The sequence below is a fragment of the Sphingobium sp. Z007 genome, from assembly GCF_900013425.1.
GTDB lineage: Bacteria > Pseudomonadota > Alphaproteobacteria > Sphingomonadales > Sphingomonadaceae > Sphingobium.
The window spans coordinates 971221-995927 of the sequence record NZ_FBXK01000005.1 but is presented as its reverse complement, the minus strand read 5'-3'; the positions used below and the strand labels follow the sequence as shown (position 1 = coordinate 995927).

Annotated in this window: 24 protein-coding genes and 1 tRNA gene; 15 read left to right on the top strand and 10 right to left on the bottom strand. The window is 60.0% G+C overall.

Annotated features, from left to right (window positions below; all coding sequences use genetic code 11):
* Window positions 1–63 precede the first annotated feature (63 nt).
* Together CEQ44_RS12785 and CEQ44_RS12780 are read left to right on the top strand one after the other, a co-directional pair.
* Window positions 64–1617, top strand: a complete 1554-nt coding sequence (locus CEQ44_RS12785; protein ID WP_088182212.1) for an alkaline phosphatase — start codon at window positions 64–66, stop codon at window positions 1615–1617.
* Window positions 1618–1675: 58 nt separating this feature from the next.
* Window positions 1676–2143, top strand: coding sequence for a MaoC family dehydratase (locus CEQ44_RS12780; protein ID WP_088182244.1), 468 nt, complete (start codon window positions 1676–1678; stop codon window positions 2141–2143).
* Window positions 2144–2251: 108 nt separating this feature from the next.
* Here the strand turns inward: CEQ44_RS12780 and CEQ44_RS12775 are convergent, their stop codons facing one another.
* Both CEQ44_RS12775 and mutL read right to left on the bottom strand, forming a co-directional pair.
* The gene (locus tag CEQ44_RS12775; RefSeq protein WP_088182213.1) at window positions 2252–2743 is read right to left on the bottom strand and encodes a hypothetical protein; all 492 of its coding nucleotides are present in this window, start codon (window positions 2741–2743) and stop codon (window positions 2252–2254) included.
* A gap of 4 nt (window positions 2744–2747) precedes the next feature.
* On the bottom strand, window positions 2748–4538 hold the full coding sequence (mutL, locus tag CEQ44_RS12770) for a DNA mismatch repair endonuclease MutL (protein WP_088182214.1): 1791 nt from the start codon (window positions 4536–4538) through the stop codon (window positions 2748–2750).
* A 162-nt stretch (window positions 4539–4700) separates the two neighbouring features.
* Between mutL and CEQ44_RS12765 the strand changes: the two genes are divergently transcribed.
* From CEQ44_RS12765 to CEQ44_RS12730, 8 genes are all read left to right on the top strand, one after another.
* Window positions 4701–5747, top strand: coding sequence for a rod shape-determining protein (locus CEQ44_RS12765; RefSeq protein WP_088182215.1), 1047 nt, complete (start codon window positions 4701–4703; stop codon window positions 5745–5747).
* A gap of 17 nt (window positions 5748–5764) precedes the next feature.
* Complete coding sequence (mreC, locus tag CEQ44_RS12760; RefSeq protein ID WP_088182216.1) at window positions 5765–6679, top strand: rod shape-determining protein MreC; 915 nt, start codon at window positions 5765–5767, stop codon at window positions 6677–6679.
* A complete protein-coding gene (mreD, locus tag CEQ44_RS12755) occupies window positions 6676–7203 on the top strand; it encodes a rod shape-determining protein MreD (protein ID WP_088182217.1) in 528 nt (175 codons plus the stop codon). The genes mreC and mreD overlap by 4 nt, the downstream gene beginning before the upstream one ends.
* A complete protein-coding gene (gene mrdA, locus CEQ44_RS12750) occupies window positions 7200–9281 on the top strand; it encodes a penicillin-binding protein 2 (RefSeq protein WP_088182218.1) in 2082 nt (693 codons plus the stop codon). Before mreD ends, mrdA begins: the two co-directional genes overlap by 4 nt.
* On the top strand, window positions 9278–10390 hold the full coding sequence (gene rodA / locus CEQ44_RS12745; RefSeq protein WP_088182219.1) for a rod shape-determining protein RodA: 1113 nt from the start codon (window positions 9278–9280) through the stop codon (window positions 10388–10390). The genes mrdA and rodA overlap by 4 nt, the downstream gene beginning before the upstream one ends.
* 105 nt (window positions 10391–10495) lie before the next feature.
* Window positions 10496–10571 (top strand) — tRNA-Lys (locus CEQ44_RS12740).
* Window positions 10572–10931: 360 nt separating this feature from the next.
* A complete protein-coding gene (locus CEQ44_RS12735; protein ID WP_088182220.1) occupies window positions 10932–12257 on the top strand; it encodes a protein kinase in 1326 nt (441 codons plus the stop codon).
* Window positions 12258–12956 (top strand): PP2C family serine/threonine-protein phosphatase, encoded by a 699-nt coding sequence (locus CEQ44_RS12730; protein ID WP_088182221.1) that lies wholly within the window; start codon window positions 12258–12260, stop codon window positions 12954–12956. It begins immediately after the preceding gene.
* Between the two features lie 23 nt (window positions 12957–12979).
* On the opposite strand, the gene CEQ44_RS12725 is transcribed toward CEQ44_RS12730, so the two are convergent.
* A complete protein-coding gene (locus CEQ44_RS12725) occupies window positions 12980–13183 on the bottom strand; it encodes a hypothetical protein (protein ID WP_144036361.1) in 204 nt (67 codons plus the stop codon).
* A 94-nt stretch (window positions 13184–13277) separates the two neighbouring features.
* Here CEQ44_RS12725 and CEQ44_RS12720 point away from each other — a divergent pair.
* A protein-coding gene (locus CEQ44_RS12720) for an IS5 family transposase (RefSeq protein ID WP_088190969.1) occupies window positions 13278–14044 on the top strand; the annotation gives its coding sequence in 2 pieces (ribosomal slippage) (window positions 13278–13590 and window positions 13590–14044; 768 coding nt in all).
* A gap of 676 nt (window positions 14045–14720) precedes the next feature.
* Here CEQ44_RS12720 and istB read toward each other — a convergent pair.
* From istB to CEQ44_RS24435, 6 genes are all read right to left on the bottom strand, one after another.
* Window positions 14721–15449 (bottom strand): IS21-like element helper ATPase IstB, encoded by a 729-nt coding sequence (gene istB / locus CEQ44_RS12715; RefSeq protein ID WP_011950770.1) that lies wholly within the window; start codon window positions 15447–15449, stop codon window positions 14721–14723.
* Window positions 15436–16950 (bottom strand): IS21 family transposase, encoded by a 1515-nt coding sequence (gene istA / locus CEQ44_RS12710; RefSeq protein WP_088201813.1) that lies wholly within the window; start codon window positions 16948–16950, stop codon window positions 15436–15438. Before istA ends, istB begins: the two co-directional genes overlap by 14 nt.
* 72 nt (window positions 16951–17022) lie before the next feature.
* Window positions 17023–17625, bottom strand: a complete 603-nt coding sequence (locus CEQ44_RS12705; protein WP_088190873.1) for a DUF4102 domain-containing protein — start codon at window positions 17623–17625, stop codon at window positions 17023–17025.
* 250 nt (window positions 17626–17875) lie between these two features.
* On the bottom strand, window positions 17876–19051 hold the full coding sequence (locus tag CEQ44_RS12700; protein WP_088185655.1) for a Fic family protein: 1176 nt from the start codon (window positions 19049–19051) through the stop codon (window positions 17876–17878).
* 697 nt (window positions 19052–19748) lie between these two features.
* Complete coding sequence (locus CEQ44_RS12695) at window positions 19749–20024, bottom strand: HU family DNA-binding protein (RefSeq protein WP_088185656.1); 276 nt, start codon at window positions 20022–20024, stop codon at window positions 19749–19751.
* A gap of 32 nt (window positions 20025–20056) precedes the next feature.
* Window positions 20057–20203 carry a hypothetical protein gene (locus CEQ44_RS24435; protein ID WP_176400436.1) on the bottom strand — a complete coding sequence of 49 codons (147 nt, stop codon included), beginning with the start codon at window positions 20201–20203 and terminating at the stop codon, window positions 20057–20059.
* 281 nt (window positions 20204–20484) lie between these two features.
* On the opposite strand from CEQ44_RS24435, the gene CEQ44_RS12690 reads away from it, so the two are divergent.
* Entirely contained in the window at window positions 20485–20868 is a 384-nt protein-coding gene (locus CEQ44_RS12690; protein WP_088185657.1) for a cytochrome c family protein, read from the top strand.
* A 7-nt stretch (window positions 20869–20875) separates the two neighbouring features.
* Here CEQ44_RS12690 and CEQ44_RS12685 read toward each other — a convergent pair whose 3' ends face one another.
* A complete protein-coding gene (locus tag CEQ44_RS12685) occupies window positions 20876–21637 on the bottom strand; it encodes a molybdopterin-binding protein (protein WP_088185668.1) in 762 nt (253 codons plus the stop codon).
* A gap of 80 nt (window positions 21638–21717) precedes the next feature.
* On the opposite strand from CEQ44_RS12685, the gene map reads away from it, so the two are divergent.
* The 3 genes from map (at window position 21718) to glnA (ending at window position 24623) form a co-directional block, all read left to right on the top strand.
* On the top strand, window positions 21718–22548 hold the full coding sequence (gene map / locus CEQ44_RS12680; protein ID WP_088185658.1) for a type I methionyl aminopeptidase: 831 nt from the start codon (window positions 21718–21720) through the stop codon (window positions 22546–22548).
* Between the two features lie 239 nt (window positions 22549–22787).
* Window positions 22788–23126: a P-II family nitrogen regulator gene (locus CEQ44_RS12675; protein WP_088185659.1), complete on the top strand. Its 339-nt coding sequence runs from the start codon at window positions 22788–22790 to the stop codon at window positions 23124–23126.
* Between the two features lie 84 nt (window positions 23127–23210).
* Window positions 23211–24623, top strand: coding sequence for a type I glutamate--ammonia ligase (gene glnA / locus CEQ44_RS12670; RefSeq protein ID WP_088185660.1), 1413 nt, complete (start codon window positions 23211–23213; stop codon window positions 24621–24623).
* Window positions 24624–24707 lie beyond the last annotated feature (84 nt).

Here is a 24707-nt window from a genome sequence, read left to right as displayed (position 1 = left end):
TGCGCCGCTAGGGGGACGGGTTAAGACACGAATGTAAAAAACAAGTCTAAGGGTCGCTCGTCCATGTTCAACCGCCGCCAGTTTCTGACCACCGCCACCATCGCGCCCGCGATCGGCACACCCGCTATATTGAAGGCGCAAAGCTGGTTCGCCGGCTATCCCTTTTCCCTGGGCGTGACATCGGGCGATCCGGCCCCGGACGGCTTCGTCATCTGGACCAAACTCGCCCCCAAGCCGTTCGAACTGCATGGCGGGATGCCGATGGTGCCGCTGCCGGTGAAATGGGAAGTCGCCAGTGACGACCGGTTCAAGACCATCGTCGCCAGCGGCGAGGCGCAGGCGCGGCCGGAACTGGGCCACAGCGTTCATGTTGAAGTCGCGGGCCTGCAACCCGACCGGCCCTATTGGTATCGCTTCTTCCTGGGCAGCGACAAATCCTCGCAAGGCCGCGCCCGCACCCTGCCGCTGGCGTCGTCCAGCCCGACGGCGCTCAAATTCGGCGTCGCGGGATGCCAGAATTATGAAGACGGCCTGTTCACCGCTTTCCGCCATCTGGCGCGTGAGGACGACCTGGCCTTCGTCTATCATTATGGCGACTTCATCTACGAATATCAGCAGCGCGCACCGGACTATGACAAGGACGGTCTGCCGGTCGATCAGGTCCGTCACCATATCGGCCAGGATTGTTTCGATCTGGCCGATTATCGCCTGCGCTACGCCCAATATCTGAGCGACTACGACCTACAGGCCGCGCGCGGGAAGCATACATGGTTTCCGACCTTCGACGACCATGAAATCGAGAATAATTGGGTCGGCGATATCTCCGGCAAGGGGCTGGCCCCGAACGAGATATTTCGCCTGCGCCGCCAGGCGGGATTGCAGGCCTGGTATGAACATATGCCGGTTCGCGCCGCGATGCTGCCCCGCGACGGAATCATCACCAACGCCTATCGCGAAGCGCGCTTCGGCAATCTTCTGTCGATCGACTTCCTCGACACCCGGTCCTTCCGCACCGACCAACCATGCGATGACGGGTTTAAGCCGTATTGCACCGACATCGACAGCAACAAGGCGCAGGTCATTTCGGCGGAAGAGGAAAGCTGGCTCGTGCGCAACCTGACGCGCGGGCAGACCCGTTGGAACTGCGTGGCGCAGCAGGTAATGATGATGTCGCTCGACCGACGGCGTTATGCCGATGAAAAGCAGAAAATCTACAATATCGACAGTTGGGCCGCCTATGCCAAGCCGCGTGAGCGTCTGCTGGCCAAGATGCGCGGGCTGGACAATGTCGTCGTGCTGACAGGCGACGAGCATCAGAATTTCGCGGGCCTGCTGAACGATGGCGACAAGACGGTCGCGGTCGAGTTCGTCTCGACTTCCATATCGTCTGGCGGCGACGGATCGGACCTGCGCGCTGGTAGCGACGTGATCCTCAAGAACAACCCTGAATTGCAATTCATCAACGACCAACGCGGCTATCTGATCTGTGAAGTGACCCCCGACGCCTGGACCACGCAGATGCGGGTGATGGACAAGGTATCGACCCCCGGCGGCGCGATTAGCACCCGCGCGACGCTGACGGTGCCGCATGGCCGACCGTCGATCAGCATCGCCTGACATTGACGTAAACGGAAAGCCCTTCTAAGCCATCATCCGTTGCAACGGGAGACGGATGATGGCGGACGACATTCTCTATTTCGAGGATATCGCGATTGGCGACAGCTTCGATTTCGGTCCGCTAGCCGTTTCGCGCGAAGAGACGATCGCCTTCGCCGCCGCGTTCGATCCCCAGCCCTTCCATCTGTCCGACGAAGCAGCGGCCACTACCCATTTCGGAACCCTGTCCGCCAGTGGATGGCACACCACCGCCCTGTTCATGAAAATGTTCGTCGCAGAGATGCAAAAGCATCCGGGTCGCCAGGCGGCGAGCCTCGGCGCGATGGGCGTTGACGAGTTACGCTGGCTGCGCCCGGTGCGGCCCGGTGATACGCTGCGCGGCAAGAGCGAAGTCATCGACAAGAAGGCGTCGCAAAGCCGCCCGGAAATGGGCATCGTCCGCAGCAGGGTGACGATCCTCAATCAGGACGGCGAGCCGCTCCTGACCATGATCCCCATCGCCATGTGGCGCACGCGCCCGGTTTGACCAAGTATATTCCCCTGGTCCGTTCGCCCTGAGCCTGTCGAAGGGCCATCGTTTCTGAACGAAGACAGCGCGGAGCTTCGATACGCTCAGCCCGAACGGACCTAGCCGTTAATATGCAGGCTGATTAGCCCGCGCATCCGCTGCCATCACCCGCACGGACACCGCCTTCGATCCCGCAATCTGGACCAGATGCCGCCCCGCTGGCAGATCGAACCAGACGATCTTGCGGATACCCGAACAGTCCGGCCCATGGCCGTGCTCAACCGAGGCGACAGGCGCATCGCCCGTCACTACATCCACCCAGGCTGGCCCCGACAGCGCGATGCCCACCCGCGCGCCCTGCTTTAGCGACAGGCTGAACAGCCCGCTATAACCCTCTTTCGCGCCTTTGTTCGGCACGACGGGAAACTGGACATGGACGCTCGGTGTCAGTTCGGCGGTCAACGGCTTGCCCAGAATCAGCGCCGGCGCGCCTTGCGCCAGCACGCCGGCCTTCGCCTGCCCGCTTTGGTTCCAGCTCGTCCAAGGCTCAGCCAGCGGCGTCGGCGCGGCGCAGACGGGGTCGGCGGCGGCCAACAACAAGGGGGCGAGGATCATCATCGTCTCATTTCCTCCCGAACAATTTCTCGATGTCGCCATGGCCCAGCTTCACCCAGGTCGGCCGCCCGTGGTTGCACTGGCCCGACCGCGGCGTCACTTCCATCTCGCGCAGCAGCGCATTCATCTCTGCGACGCTCAGCACCCGCCCCGCCCGCACCGATCCATGGCAGGCCATGGTCGCGGCGACCAGATCGAGCCGCTCCTTCAGCGACAGCGCGCTGTCATAGGCCGCCAGATCATCGGCCAGATCGGTGACGAGGCCATGCACATCCGACTGGCCCAGCATCGCCGGCACCGAGCGGACCAGCATGGCAGACGGGCCGAACCGCTCCAGGTCCAGGCCAAAATCCTTGAGTTCGGCGATCCGCGCCTCCAGTCGATCGCAGGCCGGTTCGTCCAGTTCGACCACTTCGGGCAGCAGCAGCGCCTGAGAGGCCACACCCTGCCCCTCCATCGCCCGGCGCATTCGCTCCAGCGTCAGCCGTTCATGCGCGGCATGTTGGTCGACGATGACCAGCCCGTCCTCCGCCTCCGCCACGATATAGGTGCGCGCGACCTGACCCCGCGCGACACCCAGCGGAAAGCTGGCGCCTTCCGGGGCTGGTGCGGCTGCCGGTTCGGCGCGCGCCTGCGGCGGCGGGGTGATGAAGGATGCGCGACGATCGGCAAAGGAAGGTGGCGCGAACTGACTATAGCTCGCCGGTGAAGACATCGGCGCTTCGAAGATCGGCATCGCACCGATCGGGGTAGGCGACACCGGTTCGGGCTTCCAGGCGGACAAGGCGGACGGATCGGCATGCTGCACGGCACGGAACCCTTCCGCATCGAGCGCACGACGCAGGCCGGACACGATCATGCCCCGGATCAGCGCGGGATCGCGAAAGCGCACCTCGGTCTTGGCGGGGTGGACGTTCACATCCACGTCCAGCGGCGGCACGTCGAGGAAAAGCGCCACAACCGGATGCCGGTCGCGCGCCAGCATGTCAGCATAGGCGCCGCGCAACGCCCCGATCAGCAGGCGGTCCTTCACTGGCCGCCCATTGACGAACAGATATTGATGATCACCCACGCCGCGATTGTAGGTCGGGATCGACGCGACGCCCGACAGGCGGATGCCTTCGCGCTCCAGCGAAACGATGACGTGGTTTTCAGCCAGCGCTCGATCCGTCAGCGCGGCGACCCGCTCTTCGCGCGCATCGTCGGCCTGCACGCCCAATACCCGGCGTCCATCATGTTCGACTGAGATAGCGACGGCGGGATGTGCCATTGCGAGACGACGGATAATGTCGATGCAGGCGGCATATTCGGCTTTGGCAGAGCGCAGGAACTTGCGCCGCGCCGGCACCTTGCCGAACAGCTGCTCCACTATGACACGCGTGCCCGGTGGCAGGGCGGCTGGCCCCTCCGCCACCAACTGGCCATTGTCGACCGTGCGGTTCCACCCGTCCATCCCACGCGGCCGGCTGTCGATGGACAGGCGCGCGACGCTGGCGATCGACGGCAGAGCCTCTCCGCGGAAACCCAATGTGGCTACATTTTCAATGGCATCGTCGGGCAGCTTCGACGTGGCATGGCGCTCCAGCGCCAACGCCATGTCTCCCGAATCCATGCCGCAGCCATCGTCGCTGACCTCGATGCGGTCCAGCCCGCCGTTGGACAGCCGGATGGCGACGCGAGTCGCCCCCGCGTCTAAAGCGTTTTCGACGATCTCTTTCAGCGCGCTGGCGGGTCTTTCGACCACTTCACCGGCAGCGATACGATTGACCAGATGTTCGGGCAGACGGCGTATTGACATTGATTAGGGACTAGCCCAATCGAGCGCTTTCCGCGAGCCGCGAACCTCATATTTTTTGCACTGCAAGGCGCAAGAAAGAAGCGGCGAACGGCAGAAGCAGAACAGCTTTCCGACCGGTCCCCTTATCGCGTCGCGGGGACGGCGGGCGATACAGGATAAGGCATGTCGATCTTTTCGCGTCTCTTCAAATTCACCTCGCAGGATATGGCCATCGACCTGGGCACCGCCAATACGGTGGTCTATGTGCGCGGTCGCGGCATCGTGCTGAACGAGCCTTCGGTGGTGGCGGTCGAGACGATCAACGGCGTCAAGCGGGTGAAGGCAGTCGGCGTGGACGCCAAGCTGATGATGGGCAAGACCCCGGACTCGATCGAGGCCATCCGCCCGTTGCGCGACGGCGTGATCGCCGACATCGACGTCGCCGAACAGATGATCAAGCATTTCATCACCAAGGTGCATGGCGGCAAGCACAGCCCCTGGCGCGCGCCCGAAATCGTGATCTGCGTGCCGTCGGGTTCGACGAGCGTTGAGCGCCGCGCGATCCGCGACGCCGCCAGCAATGCCGGCGCCAGCCAGGTGTTTCTGATCGAAGAGCCGATGGCCGCTGCGATCGGCGCCGACATGCCGGTGACCGAACCGATCGGATCGATGGTCGTCGATATCGGCGGCGGCACGACTGAAGTCGCCGTGCTTTCGCTGCGTGGTCTCGCTTACACCACCTCGGTCCGCGTGGGCGGCGACAAGATGGACGAAGCGATCGTGTCCTTCGTCCGCCGCCATCATAACCTGCTGATCGGCGAAGCCACGGCGGAGCGGATCAAGAAGCAATATGGCGTCGCCCAGCCGCCCGAAGACGGCGTGGGTGAGACGATCCATATCAAGGGCCGCGACCTGGTGAACGGCGTTCCCAAGGAAATCTCGATCAACCAGGGCCAGATCGCCGACGCGCTGGCGGAACCGATCAGCACCATCGTCGAAGGCGTCCGCATCGCGTTGGAAAATACCGCGCCTGAACTGGCCGCGGATATCGTCGATCAAGGCATCGTCCTGACGGGCGGCGGCGCGCTGCTCAAGGGGCTGGACGACGAACTGCGCGACGAAACCGGCCTGCCGGTCACCATCGCCGAAGACCCGTTGACCTGTGTCGCCATCGGCACGGGCCGCGCAATGGAAGATCCGATCTTCCGGGGCGTGCTACAAACCGCCTGATCGAGAAGGACGATTAAATGGCGCGGCCACCCAGCCGACGCCCCGGTATCAACCGGAAGGCGCAATATAGCCTGTTCGCCAGCTATGTCGTGGCGGTGACCGGTGCAACCATAGGCCTGCTGCTGGTCGTAGTCGCGATTTTCGACCCTACGGGCTTTTCCGCGATCCGCATTGCGACGGCGGAGATCGGTCGTCCTGTCTCCATGGCGCTCAAGGGCATGGTGAGCGGGGTCAGTTCGGTGGACGAGGTTCTGGCCGCCTATTGGCGCGCCGGGTCGCAGAATGTCGCGCTGCGTCGTCAGGTGGAAGCCGACCGCAACCGCATTATCGAGGCCAAGGGCGTCGCACAGGAAAATCAGCGGCTCAAAAAACTGCTCAAACTGGTGGATGCCGACGCAAGCCAGGTACTGACCGCACGGCTCATCGCATCCTCTCCGACCAGCGCACGGCGCTTCGCGCGCCTGAATGCCGGACGCTGGCAGGGCGTGCGCCCCGGCATGCCGGTGCGTGCGCCAGAGGGCTTGATCGGCCGCATCCATATCGCCACGCCTAATAGCTCCGACGTGCTGCTGCTGACCGATACCGCCAATATCGTGCCAGTCCGCCGCGCGAATGATAATATTCCGGCGATCTCGACAGGCTTGGGCGATGGGTCGGTCGAGGTCCGCGCACTGACCGCTGGACGCAACCCATTCAGGCCCGGCGACCTGTTGGTGACATCGGGCATCGGTGGCGTGTATCAACCCAATATACCTGTCGCAGTCGTTGTCCGCGCCCAGGGCGAGATCGCCTATGCCGTGCCGCTTGCGAACCCGGCCAGGGTTGATGCCGTCGTGGTCGAGCGCGCGTTTGAAGAAGCCGTCACCCGGCCCGATCCTGCCGCGCCGGCTGTGTCGGGCGGGGGTGCGGTCGACAACGGCGTCGCGCCATGATCGACCGGCATCTAAACCATGTGCCGCGGCTGGGGCGGCATCCGTCGCGCTTTCGCCTGGCCGGTACGCCGGTCATTACCGTCATGCTGGGCTGTTTCCTGACGGCAGTGCCAGTTATCGCCCAGTCTCCGGTCATGCCGCCTTTCGGCCTGCTCCTGCTGCTGTCGTGGCGGCTGCTCCGGCCTGAGCTGTGGCGCACATGGATCGGCCTGCCACTCGGCCTGTTCGACGACATGATGAGCGGGCAGCCCATCGGGTCGGCGATGTTCCTATGGACGGTGGCTTTGATCGGCATCGACGCGATCGAGCATCGCATGGTCTGGCGCAGCTACCGGCAGGACTGGTTAATTGCCGCGCTCGCCATTATCTTCTGCATTGCAGGCGGCCTGTTCTTCGCCAATATCACGGGTGGAGGTAATGTGCGTTTCTTGCTGGTCGCGCCACAGATGGTCTGGACGATATTGCTGTTTCCCTTCGTCGTCCGGCAGTGCGCGCGGATCGATCGCTGGCGCGTGATGGCATGAAATTCCTCACCCCCAAGCGTAAGATCATTACCGAAGCCGCCCAGTCTTTCACCTTCACCCGCCGCGCGATGGTCGTCGGCGGCATTCAGGGTGCGATCGGCGCGTTGCTCGTCGGGCGAATGGCCTGGATCAGCGTGGCGGAAAATGAGAAATACAGCCTCCTGTCAGAAAGCAACCGCGTCAACCTGACCCTCATTCCGCCACGGCGGGGCTGGATCGTAGATCGCAACGGCCGGCCGCTGGCCAATAACCGCACCGATTTCCGCGTTGACCTGATCCCGCAGCGCGTGGTTGATGCTGAGGCGACGATCCGTCACTTGGCGCAGCTGCTCAATCTGCAGCCGGATGAGGTCGATCGCATCCGCGAGGACTTGGAAAAGTCCGCTGGTTTCCGTCCGGTGCAGGTCGCCGACAAGCTGACCTATGACCAATATGCCGCGGTGAGCGTGCGCCTGCCCGACCTGCCCGGTGTAGCGCCCAGCCAGGGTTTTTCACGCCACTATCCCGCTGGCGCGACCGTCGGCCATCTGCTTGGCTATGTCGGCGCAGCCACGGCGGAGGATTATAAGGCGAACAAAGATCCGCTGCTCATTACACCCGGTTTCAAGCTGGGCAAGGATGGTCTGGAAAAGGCGTTCGATCGGCATCTGACCGGCAAGGCCGGCGCCAAGCGGGTCGAAGTGACGGCGCGCGGTAAGATCGTGCGGGAATTAACGACGCGCCAGGATACACCAGGCAACTCGATCAAGCTGACGATCGATGCAGGGCTTCAGGAATATGCAGGCCGCCGCCTTGCCACGCAAAGCGGGTCCGTGGTGGTGATCGATTGCCACAATGGCGATGTGCTCGCGCTCGCGTCGATGCCCAGCTTCGATCCGAACAGCTTTTCCGACGGCATCAGCCATCTGGAATATGAAATGCTGTCGAAGGACGACCATGTCCCGCTGCGTAACAAGACGCTGCAAGGCTTGTATCCCCCTGGTTCGACGGTCAAGCCGATGGTCGCGCTGGCGCTGCTGGAGGCCGGTATCGGCCCGCAGGAGACGGTCAGTTGCGGTGGCGCGATCCGGGTCGGCAATACCCTGTTCCACTGCCACAAGCGGCGCGGCCACGGGTCGCTTAACATGCGCGGCGCGATTGCCCAGAGTTGCGACATCTATTTCTACCAGATGGCGCAGCGCATCGGTATGGACAGGATCGCCAGCATGGCCCGTCGGGTCGGCATGGGCCAGAAATTCGACCTGCCCTTCCCCAGCCAAAGCTATGGCACCGTGCCGGACCCGGCGTGGAAGGAAAAAAAATATGACCAGAAATGGCAGGTTTACGACACGGTGAACGCCACCATCGGCCAAGGGTATATGCTCATCAACCCGCTGCAGATGGCGGTGATGGCGGCGCGGCTGGCGACCGGCAAGCAATTAATGCCTAATTTCATCCATAACGCCAGGCGACCCGAACCCGCGACGGTCGGCGCGACCGAAGAGCATCTGGTCGTTATCCGCGACGCCATGAACGCGGTGGTCAACGGCGGCGGCACGGGCGGCGCCGCGCGCAGTTCCATCCCCGGCGTCATGATCGCGGGCAAGACCGGCACTGCCCAGGTCCGACGTATCACCATGGCGGAGCGCGCCGGCGGCGTGCGCGGCAATAGTTCGCTGGCGTTCAAGCTGCGCGACCACGCGCTGTTCCAGGGCTTCGCGCCGTTTGACAATCCGCGCTATGCGATCGCCTGCATCATCGAGCATGGCGGACATATGATCCGCAACGAGGATGCGCCGATGATCGCCAGCGATACCTTGTCCTATCTGTTCGATCCGGCCAAGGCGATGGAGAAGCTGGAGACGCTCGAAAAAGGTTGGGGCGGCACGCCCGCGCAGCGGCAGGCGCGCGAGATGGCCGCGTTCCGGCTCGCCAAGGCGATCCAGAAGGGCGAGGTTCCGCCGCCTTCGGATAATGCAACCGACAATGCCAGCAACGCAGCAGCGACCTCCCCTACCGCCGTAGCGCCGCCTAGCCCTGATGAGAGCGACAATGATGTTCCGCCGCCGCCCGGCGCCAATGTGACCGGCGCGCCATGAGCATCATTCCGCAGCCCCTGACCGAATTTCCCTGGCGTATCCTGGCGCTGTTGCTGGCGATCGCCGGCTTCGGCACGATCGTCCTCTACAGCGCGGCGAGCGGCAACATCTTTCCCTGGGCGGCCATGCAAGCGGTGCGATTCTGCATCTTTTCGGCGATGGCGCTGACGCTCAGCCGCATACCGATGGAGGTCTTCGCCTGCTTCGCCTTCCCCGCTTATGGCGCGGTCCTGGCGGCGCTCTTCCTGGTGGAACTGATCGGCGGCGTTGCGGGAGGCAGCCAGCGCTGGATCAATCTGGGCTTCATGCAACTCCAGCCGTCGGAATTCATGAAGCCGATCATCGTTCTGACGGTAGCCCGCTTCTATGCGATGCTGCCGGTGGGCGAAATCCGGCGCTGGAATGCAGTCTGGCCGGCGCTGGTGCTGATCGGCGTGCCTTGGGCGCTGGTGTTGATCCAGCCCGACCTTGGCACGGCAACGATGATTGCAGCCGGCGGCGTGACCGTCATGTTTCTTGCTGGCCTGCCGTTGCGATTGTTCATCGGCACCGGGATCGTCGGTGCCTGCGCTATCCCGATCGCCTTCAGCTTCCTGCACGAATATCAGCAGAACCGCGTGTTGATCTTCATGGACCCGGAGAGCGATCCGCTTGGCGCAGGCTATCATATCAGCCAGTCGAAGATCGCGATCGGATCGGGCGGCTTCTGGGGCAAAGGGTTTCTGCAAGGCACGCAGAGCCATCTCGATTATCTACCCGAAGGTCATACCGATTTCGTCTTTGCGACCATGGCGGAAGAATGGGGACTAGTCGGCGGTGCGCTGCTGATCCTCGCCTTCATGCTGCTGTTCCGCTGGGGCATCCGGGTGGCGATGCGCGCCCAGGACAAATTCGCGCGTCTGGCCGCGGCGGGCCTCACCACCACCATTTTCTTCTATGTCGCGATCAACCTGATGATGGTCATGGGACTTGCCCCCGTCGTGGGCATCCCCCTGCCCTTCATGTCCTATGGCGGTTCTTCCATGCTGACCGTGATGCTGTGCGTTGGTATCATCATGGCCATCGATCGCGCGGGAAAGCGCAGTACGGGAACGGGAAATTGGGCGTAAATCGTCTCAACCGAAAAATTTCCGACCTTTATAGGATTTATGGTTTGCAAAATGGCAGGCGACTGCTACCAGCCCGCCACACCGGAGCGGCCGCCGCATCGGAATGGACGCATAGCTCAGTTGGTAGAGCAGCTGACTCTTAATCAGCGGGTCCTTGGTTCGAGCCCAAGTGCGTCCACCATATATTTCAGATACTTAGCCACAACTAAGAGTTGTGGCGCGATTGACCAAGTAGCAAATAGGTAGCTTGGTGAATTTGTGCCTGAAAGGGTAACAGCCTTTTCCAGGCCATGTTTCTGCAAAAATCCCAATGGTCCGCCAGTCGGTCTGATAATAATTTTCGAGCTTTTCGGTAGCCCGCTCGACCCGCTTCCCTTAAAGCCCTGCGTCAGTGGCCAAGGCAGTTGCGCCGCTAATGTCCTTGTGCCGCCAATAATCAGCTCGCTCGACCATCCACTTGCGCCGATCGCGGTTCCGGCGTGCATTTGACCGCTTCGATGGGGTATGGTCAAGCAAGTTAGAATTTCGGAGCGACGGCATCATGGTCACGTACAACGTAATCGGGGAGATTGGTCGGGGAGGTTTCGGCGTAGTCGAGGAGGTCGAAACTAAAAAGGGTCAGAAGTTCGCGATGAAGACATTAGTCTACCCGAACAATGCATCTGACACCAACAAAGCAGACTTAAGAGCCTGCTTCGAGCGCGAAGTAAAATATCAAGGTACAATCGACCATCGCCATGTTGTGCCGATTGTAGCGAAAAATTTGAAAGACGACCCTCCATGGTTTGTCATGCCGCTTGCTGAAGGATCGCTCCAAAAGGAACTTCGTGACGACCGGACCCTCGGAGGTGATCCAAAGACGGCGATTTTTGATTTGCTGGCAGGTTTAGAAGAGGTTCATCGCCTAGGATATAAACATCGCGATCTCAGCCCCGGCAATGTGCTGCGGTTTCGCGACGGAGATGGCGTGACATATTATGCTATTTCTGACTTCGGCCTTATGTCACCACAGGCAGGCGTCACGACCACGCTGACTGATACCAATGTGGCTGGCGGTACATTGCCGTACCGTGCACCTGAATGCGCAACCAGCTTCAGGCGAGCAACAGGTCTAGCTGACATTTACTCCGTTGGCGCGATACTTCACGACATTTTCGGAACGGGCGGTCGAATTCCTCACGCCGAATTGAAAGCTAACGGCCCGATCGGGGAGGTCATTGCAAAATGCACCAAAACCAATCCGCGCCGAAGGTATAAGAATGTTCAAGAGCTGCGAGAAGTTTTATATGACGTTTTACACTCTGATGATCTGAAATTTGAGTCCGACGAGGATTCCCATTATGGGAAACTACTTAAGGATAATGAGAAACTTTCTGATGATCAATGGGACGAACTGTTCGCACATATTGACCGACAATTAGATTCAAGAAAATCTACTCAATCACTTATTTCTGCAATCCGAACAACCCATGTCGAAGGACTGTTGAATTCTGCGCCTGATTTGTTTCATGCGCTGGGAATGGAATATTCCGATTTTGCATCAAAGTATTCTTTTAACTTCGATTTTTGCGATGTTATAGCAACTATTTCACAAATATTTTATGATAATGGTGAAATTGATCTTCAAGCAAATACGGCATTGGCGATGTTGGAGCTGGGCACCAGTCACAATAGATGGTTCGTTGAACGAAAGTTTATTGCGATGGCTTCGCCAGATATTAGTGATGAATTAGCACAAAGGATCGTCACCGAAATTGCAGTTCGGGACTTGGATATCAAGCGAAGCCTTCGCAATCTTAGAAATTCGATAACTGTTGAAGATGACGCCTTGCACCCAAAGATCGACCAATTGGGCGAAGAGGCGTAAATGAAGTTTGGTGCATTCACCATCGACGGCCCCAAACGCAATAATCAAGATCGCTATCTTGAACCTGTCGAAAGCACTGATGGTTGGGTAGCAGCTATCGCTGATGGCGTCGGAGGTAAGCCTGGAGGGGCGGTCGCGGCGGCTGAGGCCATAGCTGCCGTACGAGACAGTGCGAAGAGTTCAGCTTGGGATGGAGCCAAAATTTTCGCAGAGGCTTGCCGACGGATACGTGAGGCGGGCAAACGTGAAGATATTTCGCAAATGGCCACCACCATGTCGATGGTCCGATTGTCCAATGATTCCGCTTATGTCGCTCACGTAGGAGATGCGCGAATATATCACGTGCGGGGCAGTGGTATCATGACACGAACTGAGGATCAGACAGAGGTTGCAACATTGCTACGCGATGGCGTTTTATCAAAATCCCAAGCAAAGACTTATCCTCGAAGGAACGTAATCACATCCTACTTGAGTGCTAATGAGAAATTTAATTTGTTTCAGAATTATTTTAGCGTCCAATTGGATGATTATATCATTTTAATTACAGATGGTGCTTACGATATAATAAAAAAGGCATATGTTATTCAAGACTTGGAGAATTCTAGCTCCTTAGAAGAAGCATTGGAAAGCTTTAAGCAACGCCTTTTGGCTTCTGGAGTACGGGATGATAGCACAATTTTACTTATTAAAATTGAATAATTGCGGTTACTATAACCCGCATTTTAGGCCGTGAACTCATAAAAGCGTGCATGGCTCTTGGCTGAACGGATTTGTTTGGCGTAGGGTTCGGGTGATGGTGGACTCATGCCGATAAGCAGCTTCGATTTGATGGTCGCGGTAGCGATCATGATCGGCTTACCGATAGCAATCATCTTGCTGAACCGTTGGAAGCGGCGCTCAGGATGGTGGCTGCTTGGATGCGTCATCGCCTTCGTTATCATTGGCAACATCATCGAGCAGAGCGTCGGGCGGCAATAAACAGGCCTTCCCATTTTCGCCGAACAGTGATTCAGCGTTGGTATGAGCCGATATGATCTGACCGACTTCGAATGGCGCGTGATTGAGCCGCTGTTGCCCAACAAGCCAAGGGGCGTCCCGCGCGTCGATGACCGGCGCGTGCTGAACGGCATATTCTGGGTGCTGCGATCTGGTGCGCCATGGCGCGACCTGCCCGAGCGCTATGGGCCTCGCACCACCTGCTACAACCGCTTTGTCCGCTGGCGAAAGGTGGGCGTCTGGGACCGGATGATGGACGCCATCACCGCCGCGTATGACGGTGAAATCCAAATGATCGACAGCACTTCCATCCGGGCGCACCAACAGGCTGCTACGGCAAAAAGGGGGATCGAGATCATTGTCTCGGTCGATCCCGCGGCGGCCTCACGACCAAAATCCATGCCGTCGTCGATGCGCAAGGGCTCCCAATCCGGCTCGGCCTGACTGCTGGGCAGACTCATGACGGGCAAGTTGCAGACGAACTGCTCGACCATCTCGGGCCACACATGATCGTGCTTGCCGACAAGGCCTACGATGCCGACCGCATCCGCACGCTGATCGAGGAACAGGGTGCCACGCCAAACATTCCGGCCAAATCCAATAGAAAATGGAGGCCGTGCTTCAGCAAACGGCTCTATCGGGAGCGCAACCTGATCGAGCGCTTCTTCTCCAAGCTAAAGCACTTCCGCCGTGTCGCCACCCGATACGACAAGCTCGCCGAAAACTTCCTCGCCATGGTCCAGCTCGCATCAATGCGTCTGTGGTTGCGAGCTTATGAGTCTACGGCCTAATTGATGATTGCGTTTCTTCCAACGACCGGGCGGTTGGCGTTGGGCTTGCGTAAGTCGGCGCTCTCCTGAGAACAGACCATAGGTCGTCCCCTTGCCTTGCAGTATGTTAGCGACCGTGCCGAGTGAACAGCGGAAAGCGGTGGCGATCTCACAGCGGGAGAAGCCTCGTTTACGATATTCGCCGATGGCCAAGCGCGACCATGCCGGTAGCTGCGCCTTGCCCCGGACACGGGCCATTTGCAGGCCATGTTCGGCTCGCATTGCCCATACGGCGGCGTCAACGGCTGCCATGATAGCAGGATTGGACTGTGCCGCCCTGTTCGCTGCCGCCCGATAGATAGCGATGGTAGAACGGGAGCGGCGAAGCGACGCCGCATGAAAGGCGAGCGAGAAACCCGGCATCAAAAGCTGAGCATGAAACGCGGTCCGATCCTCACCTCGTTTTGGAGGTTGGATTGGCTGCCAAGGTTCCTCCCCGCCCTTGATCGCCTGTTCTGGCTGTCAATCGGCGTGCAAACGGGACCCCTTATCGGCGCGCAAAAGGGACCCCCTGTCAGGATGGCGGAACGTTGATGTGACGGGCTTCCTTGCGCTGCGCGCGGCGTAGGGAGGGCGTAGCCCGACCGGAGGCGCGCGCAGCGCAAAACATCTTCTAATTGATCGCTGCTGGGGCGGATCAGCTGCGGTTTTTGAAGCGCCAGCTGTCATTGCCGGTCTCGACAATGTCGCAATGATGGGTGACGCGATCGAGGAGCGCGGTTGTCATCTTGGGATCGCCGAACACGGTGGGCCACTCGCCAAAGGCGAGGTTGGTGGTGATGATGACACTGGTCTGCTCATAGAGTTTGCTGATCAGGTGGAACAGCAACTGGCCGCCCGATCGAGCGAACGGCAGATACCCCAGTTCATCGAGCACGATGAGATCGAGGCGGGATAGCTGGGCGGCGAGAGCGCCACTCTTGCCGATCCTGGCCTCCTCTTCGAGGCGGGTCACCAGATCGACCGTGTTGAAGTAGCGGCCTCGGGCGCCGGAGCGCACTACATTGGCGGTGATGGCGATGGCTAGATGGGTCTTTCCTGTGCCTGTGCCGCCGACCAGGACGATATTGCGCCGTGCGGGCAGGAACGCGCCGCTGTGCAATGAACGCACAAGCCCCTCGTTGATCGGGGTACCCTCGAACCGGAAGGCATCGATGTCCTTCACGACTGGCAGCTTGGCAGCGGCCATCCGGTATCGGATCGACGCGGCATGACGATGCGTCGCCTCCGCTCGCAGGAGATCGGTCAGTATCTCCATGGTGGTGCGCTGGCGCTGAAGGCCGGTGGTGACGGCATCGTCGAACGCGCCCGCCATGCCCTTGAGTCCAAGCCCGCGCATGGCCTCGATCATATCATGCCGCTGCATCGAAGGTCCTCAGCTGGTCGTAACGGGCACAGTCGGCGATCGGGGGATGGCGCAAGGCGCTATCCTCGGAGGTGATGATCGTCAGCGGACGCGGAGGCTCCCGGCGTCGTGCCAGGATGTTGAGGATCAGGTCGTCGCTCGCCGTGCCCGTCGCCAGTGCCTCACGCACAGCGGTTTCGACAGGCTCCAGGCCATCGGTCAGTACGGCCGACAGTACACGGACGAACCGGCGATCGGCATCGTCGCCATTACCCAGCTTGCGGCGCAGGCGGGCCAGCGCCGGTGGCAGATCCCAGTCCTGGAAGGGGGCACCGTTCCGCAGCGCGCCAGGCTTGCGGGCCAGCACTGGCAGATAATGCCAGGGATCATAGATCGTGCGGTTGCGGCCGAAGTAGCGCGGATGTTCAGCGACAACCTCTTCGCCGCAGCGAACGACAATACGATCGGCATAGGCCCGGACCTGCACGGTGCGTCGCGACACCGTCGAGAGGACTGAGTAGCGGTTGCGGTCGAAGCTGATCAGGCAGGTGCCGGTCACGGCATGCTCGCTCTCATTGAAGCCGTCGAACGGTCCCAGCATCGGCTGCAGCGCAGATCGTTCGATCTCCAGCATCTGCGCCACGGTCAGATCTCCCTGTTCAGGATGGGGCTGCCGTTCCGCCCAGCGCCGACACTCTGCCTCCAGCCAGCCATTGAGCTCTTCGAGACTGGCGAACCGCAACCGGGGCTGGAAGAAGCGACCCCGGATCGTCTGCACCTGGTTCTCGACCTGACCCTTCTCCCATCCCGCCGCAGGCGAGCAGGCCGTGGGCTCGACCATATAATGGTCGGTCATGATCAGGAACCGCCGGTTGAAGACGCGTTCCTTGCCGGTGAACACGCTCGTCACAGCCGTCTTCATATTATCGTAGATGCCGCGCCCTGGCACGCCGCCGAAGAAGGCAAAGCCGCGCGCATGCGCGTCGAACAGCATCTCCTGGCTCTCGCGAGGATAGGCCCGGACATAGACCCCACGTGACGCGCACAGGCGCATATGCGCGACCTTCACCCGCATCGGCGCTCCTGCGATCTCGACATCCTCATGGCTCCAGTCGAACTGGTAGGCCTCGCCTGGCCTGAACATCAGCGGGATGAAGGCGGTGACGCCATCGCCAGCATCCTTGCGCCGCTCGATCTTCCAGCGCGTCGCATAGCGCCGCACCGCATCGTAAGAACCCTCAAAGCCTTCTCGCACCAGCAGGTCATGGATCCGCGTCATCCGCAGCCGGTCACGCCTGCCGCGCAGCTCGTTCTCTTCCAGCAGCGTGTTCAGGCGCTCCTGGAACGGACCGATCCTGGGCAGCGGCTGAACCTTGCGCTGATAATCAAAGGCGCCCTCCGGCGCTCGGACCGCTTTGCGGATGACCTTCCGCGACACATGCAGATCCCGTGCGATCGCCTTGATCGCCTTGCCTCCGGCATACTCGCGCCGGATCCGTAAAACTGTCTCCAAAACCAACATCCCGATCTCGCCGCCTGAAAATCCAGCCGGCTGCTTAAACCATCGAAATGAGGGGTCCCTTTTAGACGCCGATCACCCCGCTAACGGGGTTCTTTTTGCACGCCGATCCACATTGAGGCCGTTGATAGGTGTAGCGTGAACGATGCCGCGTTCCACGCACCAGTTGAACAGCTTGCGAATGTTGGAAAGGATTCGGTTCGCCTGATAGGTCGATCCGCGCGCAACGGCGCCATCCATGATTTCCAGCACGTCGAACCGTTTGATGTCGCGGATATCACGTTGCCCAAAAGTGCCGACGAATTCGCGCTCCAAGATGCGCTCGGCCTCGCGCCAGCTTTTGTTACGAGCTTTTGCATGAAGGCGGATGAATTCCCCGCACACCGCTTCAACCTTCATGTCGGGACTACGCCTGCGCTTGGTCGGATCAATACCTTCATCGACCTGCCGTAATATATCCTGCGCCTTTTCGCGGGCCGTGGCCAATGTGATGCGGGGAAAGACGCCCAGCTTCATCCGCTTCTGACCCAGCCCATATCGGAATTTGACCGAGAAAACCTTTTGCCCGTGCGCCGAAACTCGAACGCTCATTCCGGGACAATGAAGATCATGAACCTCATAGCGTTTCTGCTGCGGCTTCAGGGCTTCAAGTGTCTTGTTTGTTAAGGCCTTCTGCATGTGTCATCCTTTCGAATGATACATCAATAATCACGGAAATCAGCCAATCTCAAAGAAATTCCCACCGTCCGAAGGACCTGAACTGGGAAAGTTTAGCGTGACGCGATTTGACTATAACACACACGACCGGGGGGTGCTTTAGACCAAGCCGCTATGACGATCCTCGGACCAAGTGCCTCGACACTGATTCTGGGTTTTGCGGCCTCACGCGATTACGTGTTGGCACGACGGGGATCGATAAACCGGCTTCCTATCGATCATCTCCGAGTTCCGTACCGATCCGAAGCAGATCGACATAGGCTGCGTAGGCAAAGCTGCGATCCCGACGCCTGCCGGTTGTTTCGGTCAGAACCCCAGCCGACACTAGCGCTTCGATCGCCCGGATCGACGTTGGCTTGCTGATCCCAAGCAAGGTCATGGTCGATGCGACCGTGACGATCGGATGGTTGAGCAGTTTCTCAAACAGTCTGACAGCTGAAACGGAGGCGGCATTACTCGCCAACAGCCGAGCGCGACCTTGGCCGACGATAGCGAATATGTCCCGCGCCGATGTCACCGCCTCGTCAGCGATCGTTGCCACCCCATCGAGAAAGAAATCGGTCCAGCCTTCCCAGTCGCCTTGTGTCCGCACGGCGTCGAGCCGCCGGTAATATTCGGCACGATGGCGCTTGAAGAACAGGCTGAGGTAGAGCGACGGCGCGCGGAGCAGTCCCCAATGCTGGAGCAGCACCGAAATCAGCAACCGGCCTATACGCCCGTTGCCGTCGAGATAGGGGTGGATGGTCTCAAACTGAACATGAACAAGTCCGGCACGAATGAGCGCGGGCAAGTCATCATCCGCGTGGATGTATTTTTCGAGCGTGCTGAGCAGCTCCGGCAGGCGCGTGGGCGGCGGCGGGACGAACACGGCGTTGCCCGGCCTACTACCCCCGATCCAGTTTTGACTGCGCCGGATTTCACCCGGCTGCTTTGTCGCGCCTCTCACGCCGTCCATCAATCTGCGGTGCGCGTCATTCAGAAGGCGCATGGAAATCGGAATGCCGGAGGGGTTCGCCAGCTCCTGTTGGACGTGGTTCAGGGCGTCGAGATAATTGCAGACCTCTTCCACATCGGCATCAGGCGCATTTACCTCATCCGCCTCAAAGCTCAGCAAATCGAGCAACGTCGCCTGCGTCCCCTCTATCTGTGAAGAGATCACGGCTTCCTTGCGGACGAAGCCATAGAGAAACCAGTCGAGCGACGGCACCATCTCGGTTGCCAGATCAAGCCGCACCAAGGCTTGCTCGGCGGCACGTAGGCGCCTGCTGAGCGCATCGGACATGGCAAAAGCCGGATCGCGTGGCGGCAATGCGTATGGCAGAAAGGCCGGAACATCCTCCCCGCCTGCGATCACGTTTTCATATGCGCCCGTGGTCCGCTTCGTCATGGCAGTCTTCGATCCCGTTTTGAGATAGGAACGACATTGTTCCTTTCTCTAACCATTAATAACGATATCGTGACTTATCGTACACAAAAGTCAACCACCCGTTATTAACGGCCGGTGGAGTTGGTGGCGGCAACGAAGCGGGATTTTTCCTGACGCACGCCGCTACGATCGATATCACACTGCGGCTAGGCTAGCGGATGGATCACGCCGCCTTTGCCCTCTCCCGTTCTGATACCCAGAAAATCGACGATCTTCCGTGTGGGTATCACGGGGGTCCCGGGCGCTCGAACTTGCATGAATGGACCTGAAGCAATACGCCTCGGAATCAGCGGGTCGAAGATACGCTTTCGTGTTCCTCAGACGCGACATAACCCAGAATGACAAGTAATAACAAGAGCTTATGGCCAGCTCTTAATCAGCGGGTCCTTGGTTCGAGCCCAAGTGCGTCCACCAAGTCTTTCGCTACCTTGTCATTTACTTAGGACAAGCTGCGAACGGCTCTGACCATATCTATTGTTGTGGGCTGCGCCGGTCACCCTTCCCCAGGCTTTTCGACATATCGGGATGGGTCCGTAAAGTCCGCTGGTGCGTATTGGGTGCAGGATGCTTCAACGCTCGTTGATGCTAGGCGGCCGTCCAGTGTCGTAATTTCCCTATGGCGACAGTCTGGCCCCGCGAGACGCGGGGCCATTGCGTTTCATCCGTTCAGCCGATCCTTGACGGCTTTTGCCGGCGAAAAACCGAGCTTTTTGGAAGCGGCAATCTGAATCGTCTCGCCAGTCGAGGGATTGCGCCCCTCGCGCGCAGCGCTTTCTTTGACTTTGAATTTGCCAAAGCCATTCAGCGAAATTTCGTCCCCCTTGGCAGCTGCGGCCGCGATTGCCGAAAAAACCGCATCGACGGCCTTGCGAGCATCTGCCTTTGTGAGACCAAGTTCGCCGGCGATCGCATCAGCGAGATCACTATTGTTCATGACATGCCTTTCAAAAAAACGAGGCTGCACCTTTAGCCTCTGCCGTTGACGGAGAGCAAGCTGCGCAATCGCCACGACAGGGTGTTCACGCTTCTGGACAGGCGCAGCCTCCCATCGCTATCGACCAGCATGCGCATCGTTGCAACCATCATGAACTTGGCCAGCGCCGCCCGCGCCATTTTACCGATCCAGGCATTAGCAGGCGATTGCGGCGGCTTTATAACGCAACGTGCGGCTCGGACCCTTCGATATCCGATCATCCAGCGAACTGCCGCGCTGAAAGGTTCGCCGGTTCAGTCTAGCTGCGACGGCCTATGGACGACAATGGGCGCATTACATTGTGAGCTGCGCCAGTTGACGTCTATACGCTTAAACTTCCATTCAGACATAAAGCCATAAAGGCGCATGAGCGGCAGACGGGCCAAAGCCCCGCCGGTTCATTTTTCGAGGGAAACTCTTCATGCCGCTTGCGACTGTATCGAAACTGTTCGTGCTGACCGCCCTGTGCGCAGCCAGCGCCCCTGCATTCGCGCAGGCCGGAGATCCAGCCAAAGGCAAAACGGTGTTCGCCCGCTGCGCGCTATGCCATGATGTGAAGGCTGGGCCCAAGAAGATGGGTCCGTCGCTCGCGGGGATATTCGGCCGCACGTCGGGCACCATGGCGGGCTTCGCCTATTCACCCGCGATGCAGAAGGCGAAGATTCGCTGGGACGCCAAGAGTATCGATGCGTTCCTGACCAAGCCTAGCGGGCTGGTCCCGGGCAACCGCATGGCCTTCGCGGGGGTGCCCAATGCTGTCGATCGCGCCAACCTGATCGCCTATCTCAAGGCAGAAGCCAAGTAGGCCAGCGCTAAATCCCGCCCGCCGTCACGGTCCAGCCGCCGCGTTCCAGCGCGGCGCTAAGATCGGCTGTGCAGGCGTCCAGCCTCGTCCCATCGGTAGAGCGAATCACGAAATTAGCGCCGGTGCGGCCCTCGCGGAAAAACGGATAGCTGCCGATCTGGCAATCTCCATGCGCGCGTTCGGTTGAGGCGAGCAGGTCGGCGATCTCGCTTTCCGCCACCCAGCAGCCGATCGTCGCGGACAGCAATGGCAGCCCCCCTTCCAGCGTGCCGGTCAGGCTGTCTAGCATGCCCGCAGTAATATAGGGCACGCCAGCCATGATGAAGATGTTGCCATGACGGATGCCCGGCGCACCGGACATGCGATTTTCGATAAGGTCCGCGCCGACCGGCACGCGCGCCATACGCAGCCGAGCCTCGGTCAGCCCGCCGCGTGTCTCATAATAGGCTGACAAGATAGCGCGTGCGCCTTCATGGACTTCCACGTCCACCCCGAGCGCCGCCGCGATCGCATCGACTGTGATGTCATCATGGGTCGGGCCGATCCCGCCGGTCGTGAACAGATAGTCGTTGCGGGCGCGCAGCGTGTTGACCGCCTCGACGATCGCGTCCTGCACGTCGGGCACCACGCGCACTTCGCGCAGTCGGATGCCCTGCACACCCAGCCAACTGGCGACCTGGGCGATATTTTTGTCCTGGGTGCGGCCAGACAGGATTTCGTCGCCGATCACGATCAGCGCTGCGGTCCAGATGCGGGTTGGATCGGCCATGCGCCAGCCCATAGCGTGCCCCGCGCGCCCTGCCTAGTCGCCCTCTCGCATTATGCCGCCATTGCGCTTATAATTGAGGCATGACCGAATATATGACGATGACGGCCGACGCGCCGATTACCCGCTCTGCTGCGATCAAACTGTATGACGAATCCGGTTTTGCCGGCATGCGCAAGGCCGGGCGGCTAGCCGCCGAGATCCTGGACGCGCTCGTGCCGCATGTCGTGCCGGGGGTTACCACCTGCGAACTGGACGACATCGTCCGTCGCATGTCGCTGGACGGCGGCGGGGTGCCCGCGACGCTGGGCTATCGTGGCTATACCCATAGCTGCTGCATCTCGCTCAACAATGTGATCTGCCATGGGATTCCGGGCGAGAATCGGCTCAAGGACGGCGATATCCTGAATATCGACGTCACTCCGCTGGTCGATGGCTGGCATGGCGACACCAGCCGCATGTTCATCGTCGGCGAAGCCGCGATCAAGGCGCGGCGGCTGGTCGAAGTGACCTATGAATGTCTGATGCTGGGCATCGAGCAGGCAAAGCCCGGCAATCATCTGGGCGACATCGGTTATGTGATCCAGCGGCACGCGGAAAAACATCGCTATGGCGTGGTGCGCGATTTCTGTGGCCATGGCCTGGGCCAGGTTTTCCATGACAGCCCCGAAGTCGTCCATGTCGGCCGGCCTGGCACTGGTCCTGAACTGCGCCCCGGCATGTTCTTCACGATCGAGCCGATGATCAACATCGGTAAGCCCGGCGTGAAGATGATGGACGATGGCTGGACCGCGGTGACGCGCGACCGTACGCTGTCGGCGCAGTTCGAACACAGCATCGGCATCACTGAAACCGGCTGCGAGATATTCACGAAGAGCCCGGCGGGCCTGGACTGTCCGCCTTACACGCTCTGACGAGCGAAACTGCCCAAAAAACGGGCAGAGCGTTACGATATTGCCCTGAATCCGGGCAATATGGACAAAGATTGCTGCATCGCCGAAAGCATGTCCTAGCGATTCGCCATTTGGCACGGTAATTGATTGTTAAGGGGAACGGCGCCGGCCTTGGGGGGCATGACGATCGTTCCGTGAAGGAGAGACGGATGCAGGTCGCCCCTGCATTTTGCGTGCGTCATGGGTTGGGATTACGAGTGATGAAAAAGATCGAAGCGATCATCAAGCCGTTCAAACTGGACGAGGTGAAGGAAGCGCTGCACGAAGTGGGCGTGTCCGGCATCACGGTGACGGAAGCCAAGGGTTTCGGCCGCCAGAAGGGGCATACCGAACTCTATCGTGGCGCTGAATATGTCGTCGATTTTCTGCCCAAGGTGAAGCTGGAAGTCGTAGTCGACGATGCGCTGGCTGACCGGGTGGTCGAAGCGATTTGTTCGGCGGCGCAGACGGGCAGGATCGGCGACGGCAAAATCTTCATTTCTGCAATCGAAAGCGCGGTACGCATCCGCACCGGCGAGCGCGACAGCGACGCCATCTGATTTAACCAATTTCCGCCGAGCCGGGCGGGAGCGGACTTCAACTGCCCCTTCGGGGGGGTATTTTTGAGAGAAGGGCAAAAGCACATGGCCAATACGCCAAAAGACATCCTGAAGATTATCGAGGAAAAGGAGATCGAATGGGTCGATGTCCGCTTCACCGACACAAAGGGCGCCTGGCACCATCTGACCATGTGCGCTGGCGTGATTGGCGAAGATGAACTGACCGATGGCCTTATGTTCGACGGCTCTTCGATTGAGGGCTGGAAGGAAATCAACGAATCGGACATGATCCTGAAGCCCGATCTGGACGCAGTCTATGTCGATCCGTTCAGCGCCACGCCCATGCTGATCCTGGTATGCGACATCGTGGAACCCGAAGACGGCTCGCTCTATGCCCGCGACCCGCGCTCGACCGCCAAGCGCGCCGAAGCCTTCCTCAAGACCACCGGCCTTGGCGATACCGTCTATATCGGCCCGGAGCCTGAATTCTTCATGTTCGACGACGTGAAGTTCGAAAACACCTACAGCTCCAGTTCGTACAAGCTGGACGATGTCGAACTGCCGACCAATACCAACACCACCTATGAAGGCGGCAATATGGGCCACCGCCCGCGCGCCAAGGGTGGATACTTCCCCGTCGGCCCGGTCGACGTCACCACCGACATCCGCGCCGAAATGGTGTCCACCCTGCTGGAAATGGGCCTGCCCATGGACAAGCATCACCATGAAGTCGCGGGCAGCCAGCACGAACTGGGCCTGACCTTCGGAAAGCTGGTCGAAACCTGTGACCGCATCCAGATCTACAAATATGTCGTGAAGATGGTCGCCCAGGCCTATGGCAAGACCGCGACCTTCATGCCCAAGCCGATCAAGGCCGACAATGGTTCGGGGATGCACACCCACATCTCGATCTGGAACGAAGGCAAGAACACTTTTGCCGGCGACGGCTATGCCGGCCTGTCGGAAACCTGCCTGTTCTTCATCGGCGGCGTCATCAAGCACGCCAAGGCGATCAACGCCTTCACGAACCCGACCACCAACAGCTACAAGCGCCTGGTGCCCGGTTTCGAAGCGCCCGTCTTGCTCGCTTACTCGGCGCGCAACCGTTCGGCATCGTGCCGCATCCCCTATGGTGCCGGCACCAAGGCGAAGCGCGTCGAATTCCGCTTCCCCGATCCGCTCGCCAACAGCTATCTCGCCACCTCGGCGCTGCTGATGGCCGGCATCGACGGCATCGAGAACAAGATCCACCCCGGCGGTCCGATGGACAAGAACCTGTACGATCTGCCGCCTGCCGAACTGAGCCAGGTGCCTACCGTTTGCGGTTCGCTCCGCGAAGCGCTGGACAGCCTCGCTGCCGATCACGACTTCCTGCTCAAGGGCGGCGTGTTCACCCAAGATCAGATTAATGCCTATATCGAACTGAAGTGGCCTGAGGTTTACGCTTGGGAAATGGCGCCATCGCCTGTCGAATTCGACATGTATTATAGCGGCTAATCATTTCGGCACTATTTTTCAGGAAAGGCTCGGTTGCGACCAGCGACCGGGCCTTTTCCTTTGCGGCCAACCGCGCCAGATTAA